The 18,924-nt window shown below is 43.7% G+C and carries 13 protein-coding genes and 2 tRNA genes; 13 read left to right on the forward strand and 2 right to left on the reverse strand.

Annotated features, from left to right (window positions below; translation table 11 throughout):
- Positions 1–2: 2 nt before the first annotated feature.
- Positions 3–1,586, reverse strand: coding sequence for a cardiolipin synthase (locus CIK80_RS03485; RefSeq protein ID WP_257011675.1), 1,584 nt, complete (start codon positions 1,584–1,586; stop codon positions 3–5).
- Positions 1,587–2,051: 465 nt separating this feature from the next.
- Here CIK80_RS03485 and CIK80_RS03490 point away from each other — a divergent pair.
- The 3 genes from CIK80_RS03490 to CIK80_RS03500 all read left to right on the forward strand — a co-directional run bounded on the left by CIK80_RS03490 (position 2,052) and on the right by CIK80_RS03500 (position 3,619).
- Positions 2,052–2,127 (forward strand) — tRNA-Val (locus CIK80_RS03490).
- Between the two features lie 38 nt (positions 2,128–2,165).
- Positions 2,166–2,242 (forward strand) — tRNA-Asp (locus tag CIK80_RS03495).
- Between the two features lie 375 nt (positions 2,243–2,617).
- Complete coding sequence (locus tag CIK80_RS03500) at positions 2,618–3,619, forward strand: NAD(P)-dependent alcohol dehydrogenase (RefSeq protein ID WP_095568888.1); 1,002 nt, start codon at positions 2,618–2,620, stop codon at positions 3,617–3,619.
- A gap of 230 nt (positions 3,620–3,849) precedes the next feature.
- On the opposite strand, the gene CIK80_RS03505 is transcribed toward CIK80_RS03500, so the two are convergent.
- On the reverse strand, positions 3,850–4,434 hold the full coding sequence (locus CIK80_RS03505) for an NAD(P)H-dependent oxidoreductase (RefSeq protein WP_095568889.1): 585 nt from the start codon (positions 4,432–4,434) through the stop codon (positions 3,850–3,852).
- Positions 4,435–4,567: 133 nt separating this feature from the next.
- On the opposite strand from CIK80_RS03505, the gene CIK80_RS03510 reads away from it, so the two are divergent.
- From CIK80_RS03510 to CIK80_RS03560, 10 genes are all read left to right on the forward strand, one after another.
- Positions 4,568–5,461: a LysR family transcriptional regulator gene (locus CIK80_RS03510; RefSeq protein WP_062844089.1), complete on the forward strand. Its 894-nt coding sequence runs from the start codon at positions 4,568–4,570 to the stop codon at positions 5,459–5,461.
- Between the two features lie 106 nt (positions 5,462–5,567).
- Entirely contained in the window at positions 5,568–7,289 is a 1,722-nt protein-coding gene (locus CIK80_RS03515; RefSeq protein WP_095568890.1) for a phosphoethanolamine--lipid A transferase, read from the forward strand.
- A gap of 44 nt (positions 7,290–7,333) precedes the next feature.
- Positions 7,334–8,020: a response regulator transcription factor gene (locus CIK80_RS03520; RefSeq protein ID WP_062844088.1), complete on the forward strand. Its 687-nt coding sequence runs from the start codon at positions 7,334–7,336 to the stop codon at positions 8,018–8,020.
- Positions 8,021–8,133: 113 nt separating this feature from the next.
- Positions 8,134–9,492, forward strand: coding sequence for a HAMP domain-containing sensor histidine kinase (locus CIK80_RS03525; RefSeq protein WP_095568891.1), 1,359 nt, complete (start codon positions 8,134–8,136; stop codon positions 9,490–9,492).
- Positions 9,493–9,795: 303 nt separating this feature from the next.
- Entirely contained in the window at positions 9,796–10,143 is a 348-nt protein-coding gene (locus CIK80_RS03530) for a diacylglycerol kinase (protein WP_228139939.1), read from the forward strand.
- A gap of 47 nt (positions 10,144–10,190) precedes the next feature.
- Positions 10,191–10,967, forward strand: a complete 777-nt coding sequence (locus CIK80_RS03535; RefSeq protein WP_095568893.1) for a PAP2 family lipid A phosphatase — start codon at positions 10,191–10,193, stop codon at positions 10,965–10,967.
- Positions 10,968–11,320: 353 nt separating this feature from the next.
- The gene (gene kdpA, locus CIK80_RS03545; protein WP_218830303.1) at positions 11,321–13,033 is read left to right on the forward strand and encodes a potassium-transporting ATPase subunit KdpA; all 1,713 of its coding nucleotides are present in this window, start codon (positions 11,321–11,323) and stop codon (positions 13,031–13,033) included.
- Positions 13,034–13,136: 103 nt separating this feature from the next.
- Positions 13,137–15,275 carry a potassium-transporting ATPase subunit KdpB gene (gene kdpB, locus CIK80_RS03550; RefSeq protein ID WP_095568895.1) on the forward strand — a complete coding sequence of 713 codons (2,139 nt, stop codon included), beginning with the start codon at positions 13,137–13,139 and terminating at the stop codon, positions 15,273–15,275.
- 23 nt (positions 15,276–15,298) lie between these two features.
- The gene (gene kdpC, locus CIK80_RS03555) at positions 15,299–16,024 is read left to right on the forward strand and encodes a potassium-transporting ATPase subunit KdpC (RefSeq protein WP_257011676.1); all 726 of its coding nucleotides are present in this window, start codon (positions 15,299–15,301) and stop codon (positions 16,022–16,024) included.
- A 102-nt stretch (positions 16,025–16,126) separates the two neighbouring features.
- Complete coding sequence (locus CIK80_RS03560) at positions 16,127–18,904, forward strand: DUF4118 domain-containing protein (protein ID WP_095568896.1); 2,778 nt, start codon at positions 16,127–16,129, stop codon at positions 18,902–18,904.
- Positions 18,905–18,924 lie beyond the last annotated feature (20 nt).

The following is an 18,924-nucleotide window of genomic DNA, read 5'->3' on the forward strand; positions in this document are numbered from 1 at the left end:
CGCTACAATAAAGGACTAAACAGGCGAACCACATTATCAAACAAACGCGCAGCACCATGACGCTGTTGCCATTCCTCTAAGCCTAAAAATCGGCAATGTTGCAAGTAGACTTCTTGGCAACTTGCTACTTGAGCTACCATTTCTGGCGTATAAATTGCCAAGCTGACTTCCATATTTAGGTAAAAACTGCGCATATCAATATTTACCGTACCAAATAAACAATAGTCATCATCGACGACCACTGTTTTGGCATGCAATAAACCGCCTTTGAATAGAGCAATAATGACGCCAGCTTCAAGTAATTCCTGATAATACGCTTGAGATGCGTGCTGTACAAGGAAGGAGTCGACCTTTTCAGGGACAATCAGCGTGACCTTCACACCACGCTTCGCTGCTGTTGTAAGCGCCCCTGATAACGCTTCATCCGGCACAAAATACGGGGTAGTAATGCAAATACTTTTATTAGCACGATGAATCACTGTGACTAACGTATTATAAATCACATGAGCTGTCACTCGAGGTGCTGATGGTATCAGCTGCGCTAAAACACCTTCTACAACAGGCATTCGGGGTATGGCAATTAATTTTGAGCCATCCTCTGCTTGCTCATGATGCGCCACATTATTGCCCAGCACTTTTACCCGACTGTTCAAATCATTAATAGTCGGATCCATCACATATAGCTTGCGCGTATAATTGTTTACCCGATAATGTAGTGCATCTAAATTATCCTTATTTTCAGCACCGATATCTGTTGCCACCAGTTTTGCCATCGCGGTCGTAATGCTCATAGATTGACGACTGGTCGTACGTATTGCCACATCAATCCATTGCCCGACTTTTTTATTTTGTTTAAAAAATCTGGGATCAACCAAATTAAAACTACCGATATAACCGATGTATTCATCAATGACCACGATTTTGCGGTGATTGCGCAAATCAGAACGCTTAAAGAGCGTCTTAAACAAACCCACTGGCAGCGATTGATGGACGAAGACGCCTGCTTTTTCTAGCATACGATGTTCTTTGCTATTGAAAAAACTAAAACTTCCCACGCTGTCAGCCAATATATGGCATTCCACGCCGCGTTGTGCAGCGGCTGATAACGCCGCTATCACGTCTAATGTCTGTCCTTTAGGATAAACGATATAGAACTCCATCAGAATAATACGCTGCGCGGCATTAATATCCTCAATCAATCCTTGAAAAATAGAGTTGGGATCAGTCAATAATTGCATTTTGTGTTCAGGAAAAACACCAAGCCCTGTCCAACGTGTGCCTATTTGACTCACACCGCGATAATTGGCTGGTAGCAACTCCTGCCCTTGATCAAACACCAGATGTTCACGCTTTGCCATATCGTTCATCATCATCCCTGCTTGATCCACTCGATCACGATAACGCCGCCCAATCATCGGCTCACCCAACAAGAGATAAGCAATAAAGCCAAAAAGAGGCAGGGTATAAAGCACAGCGACCCAAGCAATTGACACACCAATATTGCGCTGCACCGTCACAATTCTTAGCGTCATTACTATCATCAGAATGATATGCAATACCAGACCTAGTCCAGCCACGTCTCCCAACGACCATGTAGTAAAAGTGTCTATGCTTGCCTCCGCTTAACAAGATAAAAGTACAGTGTGAATAATAAAGCATCAATAGTATAGTAGCTTTTGGCTACCGAACAACAGATGACATTTATAAACGTCATGGTAACCACCCTATCCATCGCAAACTTAAGTTATTGTAAATATTACCATTAGGTAAATATCTTCAATTATTTGCGAAAATATTTAAAATAGTGTTTGACAGCCATGCGTAAATCTATATAATACACACCCACAGCAAGGGGACTTAAACAACCCTAGCTGATTAAGTTAACTTAAGTGTGACAGCTTATATTAACGAAGCAATACAGAAATTCTATTTAAAGAATTTCTATTGCAGTAGAAGTTATACCTTATATTGGGTACTGAGCTTCTAGAATTTACGAAAATGTAAATTCTCTTGCGCTCGGACGAAGCAGTGCTTCGTTTGCTCCTCGCTCAGGGTGATTAGCTCAGTTGGTAGAGCGTCTGCCTTACACGCAGAATGTCGGCGGTTCGAATCCGTCATCACCCACCACTTATTAGCAAGTGGTTAAAGAAGCTAAAACGACCTAAGCAGCGGTAGTTCAGTTGGTTAGAATACCGGCCTGTCACGCCGGGGGTCGCGGGTTCGAGTCCCGTCCGCTGCGCCATATTTAAAACGAATTTAAACTGTAAAGTTTAAGCAAGTTTCGCCTCAAGTATTAGTTTACTTGAGGTTTTTTTGTGTCTGCTATATCATATTGGTTTTTAATATCTCTCTATTTATTATTTTTACTTCACAAAAGAGGCAATCCACTTTCTCTTTTCTTATCTTTGAAATCAACTGTTATCTAAGCACTCTGCCTTTTAAATTGGTTGCAATGTTCTAACCAAAATTGGTAGAAGTTAATTGCACTATCCCACTCTCTTTACACAAACCATTACCAATAAGCTTCAGCAACACGCTGAGAACAGATTTATTAGATAATATATCCATTAAATATTTATAACGCCTTTCCACAAATAATAGAAAATAAGGAATAACGATGATTAACGCCTATGCAGCAACAGAAAAAGGTGGCAAGTTTGCGCCCTACCAATACGAACCTAGCGCTTTAGGTGATCACGAAGTAGAAATCGAAGTACATAGCTGTGGTATTTGTCACAGTGATCTGTCTATGTGGCAAAACGAATGGGGTATGACTCAATACCCCTTTGTCGGTGGACATGAAGTGGCAGGAAAAGTGCTGGCAAAAGGTAAGCATATAAAGCATCTTGAGCTGGGCGATAAGGTTGGCCTTGGCTGGCATAAAGGCTATTGTAACGTCTGCGACCTATGTATCGGTGGAGACCAAAATTTATGCCCTGAACAAGAAGGCACTATCATTGGTAATCATGGCGGATTTGCGGACAAAGTACGCGCAAAGGACACCAGCGTTATAAAAATCCCTGAAGGCCTTGATTTTAATTCTGTAGGACCGTTACTGTGTGGCGGTGTCACTGTGTTTAACCCGCTTATGCAATACGATATCAAACCAACCTCTAAAGTGGCGGTTATTGGTATCGGTGGCTTAGGTCACTTGGCGCTGCAGTTTGCTAATGCTTGGGGATGTGAAGTCACTGCTTTTACCAGCAGCTCAAAGATGGAAGAAGCAAAAGAGTTGGGTGCTCACCACTCTTTAAATTCAAGAGAAGATAGCGAAATCGAAAAAGCAGCGGGCTCTTTTGATTTAATCATATCAACCGTGAACGTCGATATGAACTGGGATCTGGTGATCAAAACCTTGAAGCCAAAGGGTAAGCTACACTTCGTTGGTATACTAGAAGCACCGCTAGAGATAGCAACGGCACCCATGATTATGGCTCAAAAAAGTCTATCAGGTTCGCCAGTTGGTTCACCATCAACCTTGCGGAAAATGCTGGATTTTGCCGCTCGACATAATATTCAACCAGTCACTGAAACCTATAAAATGTCTGAGATAAATGAAGCATTTGAAAGACTAGAAAGTGGCAACGCTCGCTATAGAGTGGTGTTAGAAAAAGACTAGCGTTGGCTGATATTTGCCAATCTTAATCAAAGTAGTGATAACTCATCTGATGGATGGCGTATCACTACTTTTTTTATGCGTCATAAATACAGTTAATTGACGTTAAAAACAAGACTGTGCGACTGGGATGAGTTTTTCGTAGCATCTGTTTCAACAGCACGCAAGAAAAATTGATACTAATGTCACGTAGCGTTCACTGTAGCGCCAACCTAAGCGAAAAATAGCAATAGCTACACTGCAAACAAGGCATTTAAATGTTCTTGATATCTTGCAATATCACTATCAATAGTTGGGTTTTTGATGACATCATTATTCATAAAGGTGGTCAGCGGCTGCATACCCAAAAACTGATACGCTTTATGAGTAGCAAGATATACCCCATCTACTCCAACACCTTCAAAAAACTGGTTTGGATCAGTAAAGGCTGCCTCAGGTGCATTCCACGTTACTGACAGCATATACTGCTTACCTTGTAACAAACCACCAGAGCCATACTTATTTTCTGAATTATGACGAGAACGTCCATCACTTTCATAGAGACGACCATGTCCAATCGTAAAAATCTCATCAATATATTTTTTAACGATCCATGGCACGCCCATCCACCAAGCAGGTGTCTGCTGGATAACCACATCTGCCCATAGCCATTTTGTAATCTCCTCTTCTACATCATAACCTGCATCAATATTGGTTACTTTTACGTTATGGCTCAATTCAAGTAGTTGCTGCTCAGCGACTGTCGTCATGGTGTCATTAAGCTCGCCTGTTGAATGGGCGAAACGCTTACTTCCGTTTAATATTAATATATTCTTCATTATAAATTGCCTTTTACAAATTTTCCGATGAAAGCGAATGGGTTTATCAATTGTGATTGGCAGAAATTATATATAAGCTGATACTTGATAAGAAGGCACAAATATTCAAAATACTTTTGCGTAGGAGTCAATAATGAAAGTCACGATTAATGAGCTGGTCACTTTCATTAGTATTGTCGATGAAGGCACTATCAGTCAGGCAGCTGAGCACTTAGATGTCACGGTTTCGGCCGTCAGTAGAGCATTATCACGATTAGAAAAAAAGCTAAATACGGCTCTTTTTAGGCGTACTACAAGGCGCTTGGAGTTGACGCAAGAGGGTGAAAAGTATCTCGTGCGAGTACGCAGCATTCTAGAAGAGTTAGAAGCGGCCGAAAATATGCTGATCATGAATAAAGAAGTCCCCTCTGGCAAACTACGAATTGATGCGGCAACCCCTTTTATGCTACACGTCATTGCACCATTAATTGATAAGTACAGCAGCGCTTACCCACAAATTGACATTGAGCTGATAAGCAATGAAAACTTAGTCGATTTGTTAGAACAGCGAACAGACATCGCTGTGCGCATCGGTGAGTTAAAAGATTCTACATTGAGCGCAACCCCGCTAGGGTTAAGCCAGATTCGAATACTGGCCAGCCCTGCCTATCTAAAAAAACACGGTACACCTCAGAATCTAGAAGAGTTAACACAACACCAGCTATTGGGTTTTAGCTCGTTAGAAAAACTAAACGACTGGCCTATTTATGATGCTTTCAACAATTTATTTCATGTTGATACAAACATAAAAACCGATAGTGGTGAGACGCTAAGACAGCTTGCGTTATGTGGGACAGGTATCGTTTGTTTGTCAGACTTTATGACACAGCAAGACATTCGAGAAGGGCGTCTGGTGCAAATCTTGATTTCTAGTACGATAAAAATGCAGCAACCCATCAACCTTGTTTATTACAAAAATAGGAAATTATCAGAACGGGTTAGCTCATTCATTGAGTTTTTGAAGGCAGAAATGCCCTCTCACAAATAAGTTGGCTTTAAACATAAAGAAACCTATTCACCTTAACGTCTTCTTAACAGGCAACTTGTTACCGTAAGGACCTACATTCCTTATCACTCTGTTGAGAAGACCGTTTATGTCACTATCTCACGTGTTTATCACTCATACTGCGAAAGTTAAAGCCCCGACCAATAAAGGCGACATAAACAAATTCTATAATCGACCAGTCAACCTCAATCATTTGATTATAGTCGTTGCCCTCTACTTAGTAGCGACTGCAAATATTAGCTTTTTTAAGCATATGCTAACGATTTACCCTTTGAGTAATAACTTTGGTTTTCTGATTTCTACCGCAAGTTTACTATTTGCTTTGATATGGCTCGTCTGCCAGCTACTGTGTTACCGCCCAATAGCAAAAATAGTATTGATTGCCTTAGTATTGATTGCGTCTGTATGTAGCTATTTTACGGATGGCTATGGGACTATATTTGATCGCATTATGTTAATTAACAGCCTACAAACCGATCAAGCCGAAGTGATGGGACTGATGGCACCGAGTTTTTTTGTGCATTTGCTATTGTTAGGTGTCTTACCTGCTTTTGTGATCAGTCAAATTCGTATCAAACACCCTACTTGGCGTCGAGCCATACTACAAAAAACTGCCAGTTTGGTAATGGCAATTGCACTGATAGGTCTTTGCCTGCTTCCCTTTGGTGACCAATATGCCAGCTTTTTTCGGCAGCATAAAATGGTTCGAAGTTATGCCAACCCTATTATGCCCATTTATTCTGTTGTGAAGCTCGGTCTCGACTATGCCAATGAGCTGCGCCGTCCTGATACGTTGATACTGCATGCGACAGATGCGAAGCGAGTAACGCCCGTTGTTACCAGCAGTAAAGGTAAACCCAAACCCAAACTTATGGTGTTTGTCGTGGGTGAGACAGCGCGTGCCGACCACATTAGTTTCAATGGTTATAAGCGCAACACCATGCCATTACTTGCTCAGCAATCAAATATTTATAGCTTCACAAAGGCGACGTCTTGCGGCACCTCGACCGCTTACTCCGTACCTTGCATGTTCAGTTATGCCAATAGAGAAAACTATGACACTGATAACGCTGCCTATAACGAAAATGTCCTCGACACCTTACACAAGCAAGGCGTCAATGTGATTTGGCGAGACAATAATTCAAGCGCCAAAGGCGTCGCCGATCGAGTGACTTTTGAGGATTACAAAACGCCTGATAACAATCCTATTTGCAATGTTGAATGCCGAGATATTGGTATGCTTGATGGTTTTGATACACTGGTTAAGTCAGGCAGCTCAGAGAAAGATACGCCTAAAGACACGCTTATTTTGTTACATCAAATGGGTAATCATGGCCCCGCTTATTACCAGCGCTATCCCAAAGCATTTGAGACCTTTAAACCTGTATGTAAGACCAATGAGCTGTCCAAATGCGATGCTCAGTCAGTTATCAATGGTTATGACAATGCTCTGCGCTATACTGATTATTTTTTGAATGGTGTGATTGAGACACTAAAGCCTTACGAGCAGACATATGATGTGGTGATGGTCTATATGAGCGATCATGGTGAAAGCTTGGGCGAAAATAATATTTATTTGCATGGTTTGCCTTATAGTATTGCACCCGATGCCCAAAAGCAGGTACCTTTGATTATCTGGTCACCTAGTGATAATGGTATTGATGCTAAGAGTAACGATAAGAGCAGCCTGACCAATATGATTAATCAGCCCGTCTCTCATGATTTTATTACCCCAACGTTGCTCAGTTTTTTTAATATTACAACGGACGAGGTAGCAGCAGCACCTACCTTTTTTAAGCCTACCACTTAAGCTTTTTTATCATCGCATTGCTAACACTGATGCACGAGACATTTATGTACAAGATACTCGTTATTGAAGATAACCCCGATATCGTAGCCAATATTTATGCTTTTTTTGAACCAAAAGGTTTTGAGTTAGACAATGCTCACAACGGTTATAGTGGACTAACACTGGCCTCGAACAATCGTTACGATGTCATATTGTTGGACGTGATGCTGCCTGGTATGAACGGCACGCAATTGTGCAAAAAACTTCGAGAAGAATTACACGATAAAACCCCCGTATTGATGCTGACAGCGCGTGATACTATTTTGGATAAAGTAGCAGGGTTTGATAGTGGCGCTGACGATTATCTTGTAAAACCCTTCTCTTTAGTTGAATTGGAGTCGCGTATTAAAGCTCTAATACGCCGACATCAAGACAGTCACTGTGAGCAAAGTCTCAATGTGGGTGGATTGTGTTTAAATATTGAAGAGCATACGGTGGTGCGCGAAGGTAAATCGCTTAAATTGACCCCCACTGGATTTAAGATATTACAGATACTGATGAGTGCATCGCCTAGGATGGTCAGTAAAAATGAGCTAGAAGAAAAGGTATGGGCTGATGATATCCCTAGTAGTGATGCGCTACGAACCCACGTGCACAGCGTACGAGCACAAGTCGATAAGCCATTTGCCAAACCCATGGTAATGACCGTGTCGGGCGTTGGTTATCAGCTTATTGATCCAGATAAAGCCTAAAATAGCAAATAGCAAATAGCAAATAGCAAATAGCAAATAGCAAATAGCAAATAGCAAATAGCAAATAGCAAAATGCTATCTTATCTCCTACCTCTCACTATGAAGTAAATACCATGTTCAGTATCGACTCCATTGCCAATAAGTTTCGACTGTCGTATTTTTTATTTGCCATACTGCTTTGCGCCACTTTCGTCAGTATTTTTATGTATGCTGAGGTTAGAATGGAGCAAGAGCTGGTCAAAGGTCGCTTGCTGCAACAATTAGAACTCAGTCAAGAAAAACAAGGTGAGCAGCCTATTTATATTGCTGATCCAGGTATTAAAATCTACAACTACGATAATGCCCCAGCGCATTTAAAAGCCGAGGCTACTGAAACGGTTCAAGAAATTCCTGTCACTGTGAATACTGACACAGGTAAAACGTCAACCAACCTGCATTTTTTTGTCTACCATCAAGACAACCAAAGCTACATTTTAACCTACTTAGAAGACACAAAAATGGTGATGGCCAACTACCCCGTTTTGGCAATCTTTGAGCAGTTAGAAGATATCTTTGCCAATGCGTTAAGAGTTGCTGTCATTTTAAGCCTACTCATCGCTGCTATTTTTTCTCAATTATCCTCTAGGCAAATCACCAAGCCTTTATTAGACTTAAAAAATGCTGTCGAAACAGATCATCAAAATCTCACTCAGTTAACGCATTTGCCCTCTGAAGTTGGCGTCTTGGCACGAGCCGTCGATGAAAAAAACCATAAACTTGAGCAATACTTAAGACGTGAGCAACTCTTTACAGGAGATGTTAGTCACGAATTACGCACGCCCTTAACCATTATTATGGGCGCATCAGAAGTGCTGGCATCACAATTACAAGATAACGAGCGTTTGAGCGAATTTGCCAACCGCATCAGTAACACTGCAAAAGAAACCTCTGAGATTATCACCGCTTTATTGTTGCTTTCTCGCTCACCTGAAAAGCTGGACGCGCCGCCAACGTCTATCAACAACGTGGCTATCAGCGAGGTGAACCGCTTAACATACTTGCTTCGCCACAAAGCCGTAACATGCACCGTACTGGCTGATAAAGACTATGTGGCCAATGTCCGACCTGAGCTACTAAAAATGGCATTGGGCAATTTGATAAAAAACGCGTTTCAGTATACCGATGAAGGCGAAGTCACTGTTTGTATTGACGCAGAAAACATCACCGTCACCGATACGGGTCTTGGGATTCCTGAGGACATGATGCTGCTATTGTATGAGAGATTTGAACGTTTAGAGCCGCAAAATACTGACACAATTTTGCATACCAATGTATTACTAAGCGATAGCGCAGGCTATAAGATTGAAGGATCGGGTTTAGGGCTCAGTATTGTACAACGTATTATGGCTCATATGGATTGGCAATTAACCCATCAAACCAATGCATCAGGCGGTAGCACCTTTAGTATCTATTACAATAGCCGCTTGTCATAAGATAAGCCAAATACCCCTAAGTCTTAACACTTATCACCCCACCCTACAGCTCCAGTCATCCCTCCTGCCTTAACGCTTTCTTAATGCACGCCGTTTTATACTCAAAGTCTGGTAATCCCATTAGAGCCTTTTTAAATAGCTCGAAACTCTTGCCTACTTTGATATTAAGCAGTCACTATGAAAAAAATCCATTCTATTACGCTTAAAACCAAACCATATCAGGGTGATCCTCTACGCTCAGCTGCTCATAAAGACTCACTGTCAGCTGACAGTTTTGTGAGTCAAGCCAAAGGTAAAACAGGAATGTCTCGTATTATAAAAGCGGCGGGGTATTCACTAGACGGGTTTCGAGCTGCTTATCAGTTTGAGGCTGCGTTTAGACAAGTCCTTTGGCTCAACCTCATTTTATTATTGACACTGATATTCATGCCTTTTGCTATCAGTATAAAAATGCTGCTGATTATTGCCTCTTTTTTATCTTTGATTGTTGAGCTGCTAAATACTGGCATCGAAGCGTGTGTTGACCATACCTCAATGACAAAACATCCATTGGCAAAAATAGCGAAAGATGTGGGTTCTGCAGCACAGTTTTTGTCTTTGCTACTTCTATTTTCTTTGTGGACGATGGCGCTTTCAAGCCTTTTACGTTGAGCCATTTTTAGATTTTCACAAATAAATGCCGTTTATGGGATGCTTCAATGAACACCAACCATCATGTGACTGACTGGACTTGGCTCAAACTACTGTGTCTAACTATTATTGCGACAGTAGCATTGGAGCACAGTCAAATAGACCTACTTATCAGTAAGCTTTTTTACCTAAACGGTCAATGGCTTTTGGAGAAAGGCGCACAACCTTATGCATTTGTCTTTTATGACGCACCCAAAGCGCTATTAATTTTATTTGCGATTTACTTGATGACCGTTTTAGCGATTAAATACAGAACGCCTTTGAATGCTGACTTTTCATTAAATCATTCAAAACGCAGCAGATATATTTTGCCTTTATCTGTCCGCGAGATAAGCTACTTGCTAATTGTTAGCATAATCGTCCCTACGACTATTGCTACCCTCAAAAGCGTCACTCACGTCAGCTGCCCCAACCATTTGATGCTATTTGGTGGTGATATGCCTTACCTAACCCTTTGGCAAAGCATGGTAGAACATACATCGGCTAAATGCTTTCCAGCAGCACATGCCAGCGCAGGATTTTCCTTATATGGCTTAGCGTTCCTCCCCACATGGCGCAAATATCGCTATAAAATTTTTGAAGCAGTGACCGCTTTGGGATGGACGATGGGACTATATAAAATGCTCTTCGGTGATCACTTTTTTAGTCACACCTTTATATCAATGTTGCTGTCATTGACCATTGCTTGCGCATTGGCACATATTTTTTTTAAACGTTTTGATGAAAATAAAAACAGCCAATTTCACCCGACCAAACCTACCTTATCAAATACTCAAAAACGCTAATCCTCCTCCATCTTTATACTTTCTTTATACCTCGCCTTGTTATCTTGACAACACTTTTATACCTCGCTTGGCATACTGTTTCCATTAATAAACGATTAGTCAATGAACGATCAGTCAATGAATGCGTTGTCAGTGATATAAAGCGAGATGCAACCAAGCGATGATCGACACCTCCTACCAGTGAAGGTCATGCTAAGCCCTCCATTTATACCCTATCTTTACTGCTGACCAACGACTCATAGCCGATCTTCACTATTATTTTTGGAGCGTATTATGGACGTTTTTGCAGGGTTTCTTGCCTTCGGCTTATTCCTCTATTTGTTATATGTCCTGATTAAGCCGGAGGCCTTCTGATGACCATGTATGCATTATCACAGCTGGTTATATACCTGCTTATTCTGTTTGTTTTAGGATACTTCCTATCAGGCTACATGCTCAAGCGCATGCAAGCCCCTGTCTCTGCCCTTGAGTCACGCTTTTTTAGTGTGCTTGGTATGATCGGTCAAGACAGCAAGGGCAATCGTGCTTTTGGTATGAATTGGAAGCAATATGCGTTAGCCATTGTTCTGTTTAACTTTATTGGGTTTTTAGCGTTGTTCATTTTGCAATTGGCGCAAGGACGCTTACCGCTCAATCCAGCAAACATGTCAGGTATTACGTGGGACTTGGCGATGAATACCGCCATCAGCTTTATGACCAATACCAACTGGCAAGCCTATGGCGGCGAGAGTAGCATGAGCTACCTGACGCAAATGATGGGTTTATCTCTACAAAACTTCTTATCTGCTGCCACCGGTATCGTGGTGGCTTTTGCGTTGATGCGGGGTTTGGTACTCAAGCAAAGCGCTCATCTAGGCAATGCGTGGATAGATTTATGGCGATGTAATATTTATATCCTACTGCCCATTGCTGCGATCATCGCTGTGCTATTGATGAGTCAAGGGGTTATCCAAACGCTATCGACGTATATGGATGTACAAACCTTACAAGGCGACACGCAGACCATCGCTTTGGGTCCTGTGGCCTCACAAGAAGCCATCAAAATGCTAGGCACCAATGGCGGCGGATTCTTTAATACCAACTCCGCTCACCCGTTTGAGAACCCCACGCCTCTTTCTAACTTTATTCAAATGTTGGCCATCTTTTTGATTCCAACCGCGCTTTGTTTTTGTCTTGGCAAGATAAGTGGCAACCTAAAACAAGGCTTGGCTATTTTGGGCGCGATGACTGTCCTGTTCGTGGGCATGTACTCATTGACGGTAAGTAGTGAGCTTGCTGGTAATCCTTGGTTGGCAGCGCAGGTTCAAGGACTAACTGATGCAAGTGTGAGCGGCAACATGGAAGGCAAAGAGATACGCTTTGGTATTGTGGCTTCGTCGCTGTTTGCCACTATCACGACGGCGGCATCATGCGGCGCAGTAAATGCAATGCATGATTCCTTCACGCCCCTCGGTGGTCTTAGCACCATGCTACAGATGCAATTGGGTGAAGTGGTGTTTGGTGGTGTGGGCGCAGGCCTTTACGGTATGTTGCTCTTTGCTATTTTAGCTGTGTTTGTTTCAGGCCTTATGATTGGCCGTACGCCTGAATATCTTGGCAAAAAAATCGAACCTTTTGAGATGAAAATGGTGGTATTAGCCTTATTAGCTGCGCCCCTTATGGTGTTGCTCGGCACTGCGATTAGTGTGATGACGCCTTCTGGTCAAGCAGGTATTTTTAATCCAAGTGCTCATGGTTTTAGTGAAGTGCTCTATGCCTTTAGTTCGGCTGCCAACAACAATGGTTCCGCGTTTGCAGGCTTGGGCGCGAACTCCCTGTTTTATAACTTTATGCTTGGTCTTTCTATGTTGGTTGGACGCTTTGGTGTGATTATTCCTGTATTGGCTTTGGCAGGATCGTTGGTGCAAAAGCCTAGACTCGAAGTCAATAGCGGGACCCTACCCACCACCACGCCTTTGTTTGTCGGGCTTTTGGTCGGCACTGTCCTTATGATTGGCGCCTTAACCTTTGTCCCCGCTTTAGCACTTGGGCCCATCATAGAGCAGATTTGGATGCTGGGCGGCTAGCCGCTTTATATCGGCCAGCACCGAGTCATCTTATCCATCATAGATCGGCTCTATACCCAGCAGCGAATCGCCCCATTTTTATGATTATGTGAGGAATACCAACATGAAGGTTATATCAGATCCTAACGAGCAGTCCACCAATTTACAGTCCCAACAAGATCCCAATCAGTCGGGTACGCCCAAAAACCCCGTACAAGGACTACTTGATCCTGCTTTGATCAAGCCAGCTTTAAAAGAGGCTTTATTCAAGCTTAATCCTAGAGTCCAATGGCGCAATCCCGTGATGTTCGTGGTTTATATCGGCTCATTGCTGACCAGTATTTTAGCCATCACCATGCTGACTCAGTCCCAATCAGGTGTTGGTTTTACTTTAGCCATTACTTTTTGGCTGTGGTTTACGCTGTTGTTTGCAAACTTCGCTGAGGCCTTGGCAGAAGGTCGCAGCAAAGCCCAAGCCGCCAGTCTCAAACAAGCACGCCAAGATGTGCAAGCTCGCAAACTGACGAATGCTGATAGACACTCAGACCCATTGATGATTCAAGCCACAGCGCTAAATCAAGATGACATCGTGTTAGTCAATGCTGGCGAAATCATTCCTGCTGATGGCGAGGTCATAGAAGGCCTAGCCTCAGTAGATGAGTCAGCGATTACTGGTGAGTCAGCCCCTGTCATTCGTGAAAGTGGTGGTGATTTTAATGCAGTGACGGGCGGCACCAAGGTATTGTCCGATTGGCTAATGATTCGTATCACGCAAGCCCCGGGACAAGGGTTTTTGGATCGTATGATTTCGTTGGTAGAAGGTGCAAAACGTACCAAGACCCCCAATGAGATCGCCTTGACCATTTTATTAGTCGCACTGACCCTGATATTTTTGATGGTGTGTGTTACGTTATTGCCTTTTTCGCAATTTGCCGTACTGTCTTCAGGCACTGGCGAGCCGATATCTATCGTAGTTTTGGTCGCATTATTGGTCTGTTTGATACCGACCACCATTGGCGGTTTATTATCAGCCATTGGCGTTGCCGGTATGAGCCGCATGATGCAAGCCAACGTCATCGCAACTTCTGGACGCGCGGTAGAAGCAGCAGGTGATGTTGACGTCTTACTACTCGACAAAACGGGCACCATTACTTATGGCAATCGCCAAGCGGCGTTATTTGTTCATGCCCAAGGCGTAACAGAAAGCCAGCTTGCCGAGGTGGCTCTCATCAGCTCTTTAACCGATGAGACACCAGAAGGTCGAAGTATCGTCAAACTTACGCAAAGTCGTTTTGATATCGATGATGAGGTATGGAAAGCGCGTTCGTTTGACACGATTGAATTTACCGCTCAAACGCGTATGAGTGGCACAGATATCGATGGTCGCCGTATTCGTAAAGGCGCTTTTGATGCAATCATAAAGTGGGTTGAATCTCAAGGCGGCAAACTTCCCAACAATCTAGATCAACAAGTCGCAGAAGTTGCTCGCCGCGGTAGTACACCACTGCTTGTGGCCGACAGCGGACAAATACTTGGCATCATAGAACTAAAAGACGTGGTCAAATCGGGCATAAAAGAGCGCTTTGCCGAACTGCGTAAGATGGGGATTACCACCGTTATGATCACTGGTGACAATCCCTTGACCGCTGCCGCTATTGCGGCCGAAGCGGGCGTGGATGACTTTATGGCAGAAGCCACGCCAGAACAAAAACTGGAGAGAATACGCAGTTATCAACGTCAAGGCAAACTGGTCGCTATGACTGGTGATGGTACCAATGACGCGCCTGCTTTGGCTCAAGCTGATGTAGCAGTCGCTATGAATAGCGGGACTCAAGCCGCTAAAGAAGCGGCCAATATGGTTGATTTGGACTCAAATCCGACCAAGCTCATTGAAGTGGTACAAACTGGTAAGCAGATGCTGATGACTCGCGGTGCCTTGACGACGTTCAGTCTTGCAAACGATATCGCCAAGTATTTTGCTATTATCCCAGCCGCCTTTGCCAGTACCTACCCAGCGCTTGGTGTGCTCGACATTATGCAATTGGGCAGTCCCAAAAGCGCCATTTTGTCCGCCATTATTTTTAACGCGTTAATCATTGTGTTTCTTATTCCCTTAGCGCTGCGCGGCGTCACTTATAGACTTGACTCTGCCATCAATCTATTACGTCGTAATTTAATGATATACGGCTTGGGCGGGCTGCTTTTACCTTTCGTCGGCATCAAACTGATTGACCTTATTATTAACGCACTGCACTTGGTATAACCACAATACGGATGATAACGACTATGCAACCTAACCACTCCATACCTTCTAGTAACGCGACGCAACCTACGGCTTCTATGAACGCTGAACACTCATATATTGACGATAATCACAACGATAGTGACAATGGTAAAGACAACGAAAGCACCGAGATTGATCAGGCGGCCACTCGTATGCCCATGCTCAAACCTGCGTTGTCGTTATTTATCGTCTTAGCCATCACTTTAGGTTTATGCTATCCCTTATTAATGACAGGCGTCGCGCACGTGACAATGCCGAACAAAGCCAACGGCAGCATGATAGAGCAAAATGGCAGCTTGGTTGGCTCTACGCTCATTGGTCAGACATTTGATCAACCAGAATATCTTTGGACTCGCCCATCAGCCGCTAGAGATGGCTACGATGCGGCGCAATCATCGGGCAGTAACTTAGGTCCACTGAATCCTGAATTGGTCACCAATGTAGAGACGCAAGTACAAAAACTTAAAGCAGCCGATCCACAAAACACCGCGCCCATTCCTCTTGACTTGGTCACCATGTCAGGTAGTGGATTAGATCCACATATCTCCCCTGCCGCTGCCGAGTGGCAAGTGAATAGAGTGGCACGTATACGAGGCATCAGTAGCGAGCAAGTACAAAAAGTGATTGATGCTCATACAGAAGGTCGCCAGCTTCATTGGCTGGGTGAGCCGCGCGTGAACGTATTGGCTGTCAACTTAGCATTAGATGAGATGTCTGGTGCCAATTGATTTACACTAAGCAATAAGCAACAGGCAGTGCGCGCGGTGATAAGTGGGCGCGATAATAAATGAGCGCCATGATAAGTGTGTGCCTTAATGACGAACATAGACATGAGTGATCAGCGACCCAATCCAGAAGATTTATTGCAGCAAATAAAGCAGCAAGAAGACACGCTGAGTAGAGGCAAACTAAAAATCTTCTTTGGGTCTTCGGCAGGTGTGGGAAAAACTTATGACATGCTCTCTGCGGCTCAAAGGGATCAAGCGCATGGACTCGATGTCTTAGTCGGTATCGTAGAAACGCATGGTCGTAGTGAAACAGCGGCGCTGCTAAAGGGACTACCGATACTGCCATTACGCCAGATTGAGTATCGAGCGCAAACCTTGCTAGAGTTCGATATTGATGAGGCGTTGGCGCGTGCGCCCGATATTTTATTGGTGGATGAACTGGCCCATAGCAATGTGCTAGGATCTCGGCACCCAAAACGTTGGCATGATGTCAATGAGCTCTTAAAAGCCGGTATCAGTGTTTATACCACGGTTAATGTCCAACATTTAGAGAGCCTAAACGATGTCGTGAATCAAATCACAGGCGTCGTTGTGCAAGAAACCATCCCCGACTGGTTCTTTGATCAAGCAAACGAAGTGGTATTGGTCGACTTGCCAGCCGATGAGCTACTAGCACGGCTGCACGAAGGCAAGGTATATATTCCCAGCCAAGCAAAACACGCCATAAAAAACTTCTTTAGAAAAGGCAATCTGATTGCCCTTCGAGAGCTGGCCTTGCGTCGAACGGCTGATCTAGTCGATGCTGATATGCGTGACTATCGCAATCAATCTCGCATATCCTCTATTTGGAATACGACCGATCAGCTCTTGGTCGGTATCAGTACGCGCGAGCATAGCGAACGCCTTATTCGACATGCGGCAAGACTTGCCAGCAGCTTACATTCTCAGTGGTATGTCATTTATGTAGAGACGCCTAGAAGCCCTTATAAACGCGCTAAAGATAAACAAAACGTGTTAAATGCCCTACGCTTAGCAGATGAGTTAGGCGCAAAGACAGAGATCATCAGCGCTATTACCGTGGCTGAGGGCTTGGTCAGTTATGCACATCAATTTAATATTGGACGTATTATCATCGGACAAAACCAAGGTGCTTCTTATTTTAACGGCTCATTGGTTAAGCAAATCTCAGAGCAAGATTTGAATTTAGACTTAATACTGGTTAATCAAACCAAAAAGAAAAATAAGCTGACAGCCGAGCGCCAACCACCTTTTTGGAACATCTCCGACTTATCTTCCACAGACAACCGTACGGGTTATTTGATGGCGATGTCGGGCTGTACGCTTGTCACCGTTAGCTTAGTCGCCCTGACGCGTTGGTTTGATTTGGCCAATGTGGTGATGCTCTATTTATTGGTTATTGTATTTATCTCCGTGCGCTTTGGCCGCGCCCCTGGAATATTTGCTGCGCTTTTGAGTGTGCTAAGTTTTGATTTATTTTTTGTGGAACCGAAACTTTCTTTTAGCGTGAGCGATGTGCAGTATCTTGTGACTTTTGCCGTCATGCTCATTGTCTCTTTAATCATTAATAACCTAGCAGTAGGCTTACGTTTTCAAGCGCAAAATGCGCGTAAACGTGAGCAACAAGCCATCTCGATGAGTCACTTGGCACAAAACTTAAGTGCTGCTCGTAAAAATGACGAAATCATCAGTCAATCCATCGTGTGGCTGAACAAGCATATCGCCAGCAAAGCCCTCATAGTGATGCCAAATGCCGATGGTAAGCTGCTTCTTGTTTCAGAGCCAAACGCCCCAGCGGACTTTAATTGGACGGTAGCGCAGTGGGTGTTCGATCACAATGAAAGCGCGGGGCTGGCAACAAATACCCTACCTGCCAACACCATGCATTATCGAGCGCTTGCGACCTCAAGTCGTGTACTGGCGGTATTGGCATTGAAACCGACAGATAACGATAATTTTAATCAGCCCGAGCAGCAGCGAACGCTCGATGTGGCACTTGCGCAAATTACGCTCGCATTAGAGCGCGTGCATTACGCAAAAGTTGCCCAAAACGCTCTTATCAGAGTGGAATCAGAGCGCCTGCGTGGCTCACTCCTATCAGCCTTATCTCATGACATTCGTACGCCCATTACCGTACTATCAGGACTTGCCACTTCGCTTGCCACCCAACCTTTAGCACTCGATGAACAAAAGCAGTTGGCAATCGACATCGAACAGCAAGCTCGTGTCATTCAGCGTTTGGTCATCAATATTCTAGATTACGTGGCACTCCAATCTGGCGGGATGAAACTGAACAAGCAGTGGGTCAGTTTGGAGGAAATCATCGGCAGCAATATTCGTCAACTCGACCCCTATCTACAAAATCGACAGATTAAAATAGACATTCCTCATGCGGTAGATTTTATCTATACGGATGAGCTTATTTTGTCGCGAATTCTGAATAACTTGTTAACCAATGCGATTAACTACACCCCAGACAGTGCGACTATTGAAATTCAAGCCACACTTGATCAACCATCACATATTCAAAGAAACCAAAACTCGCAACATCACCAAAGCCCTCCACATAACCAAAACCTGTCCCACTATCAAATAACGGTAACAGATAGTGGCCAAGGCTTACCGATAGGTATGGAGGAAAAAATATTTGAACGCTTTACGCGCGGTGATACGGAAAGTAGTACAACAGGACTGGGATTGGGTCTGGCATTGAGTCGAGATTTGGTTAAACATTTAGGCGGCACGCTAAGCGCACACAATATCCAGCCGCATGGCGCACAATTTGTTATAGTGCTACCGTGGGAACCTTTATCAGAAAAAGATATGTTCGATGACAAGTTTGTACTCGACGCGTCAGAGTGACAACACATTTAGAAAATAAG

This window comes from Psychrobacter sp. JB193 (genome assembly GCF_002285555.1).
GTDB lineage: Bacteria > Pseudomonadota > Gammaproteobacteria > Pseudomonadales > Moraxellaceae > Psychrobacter > Psychrobacter alimentarius.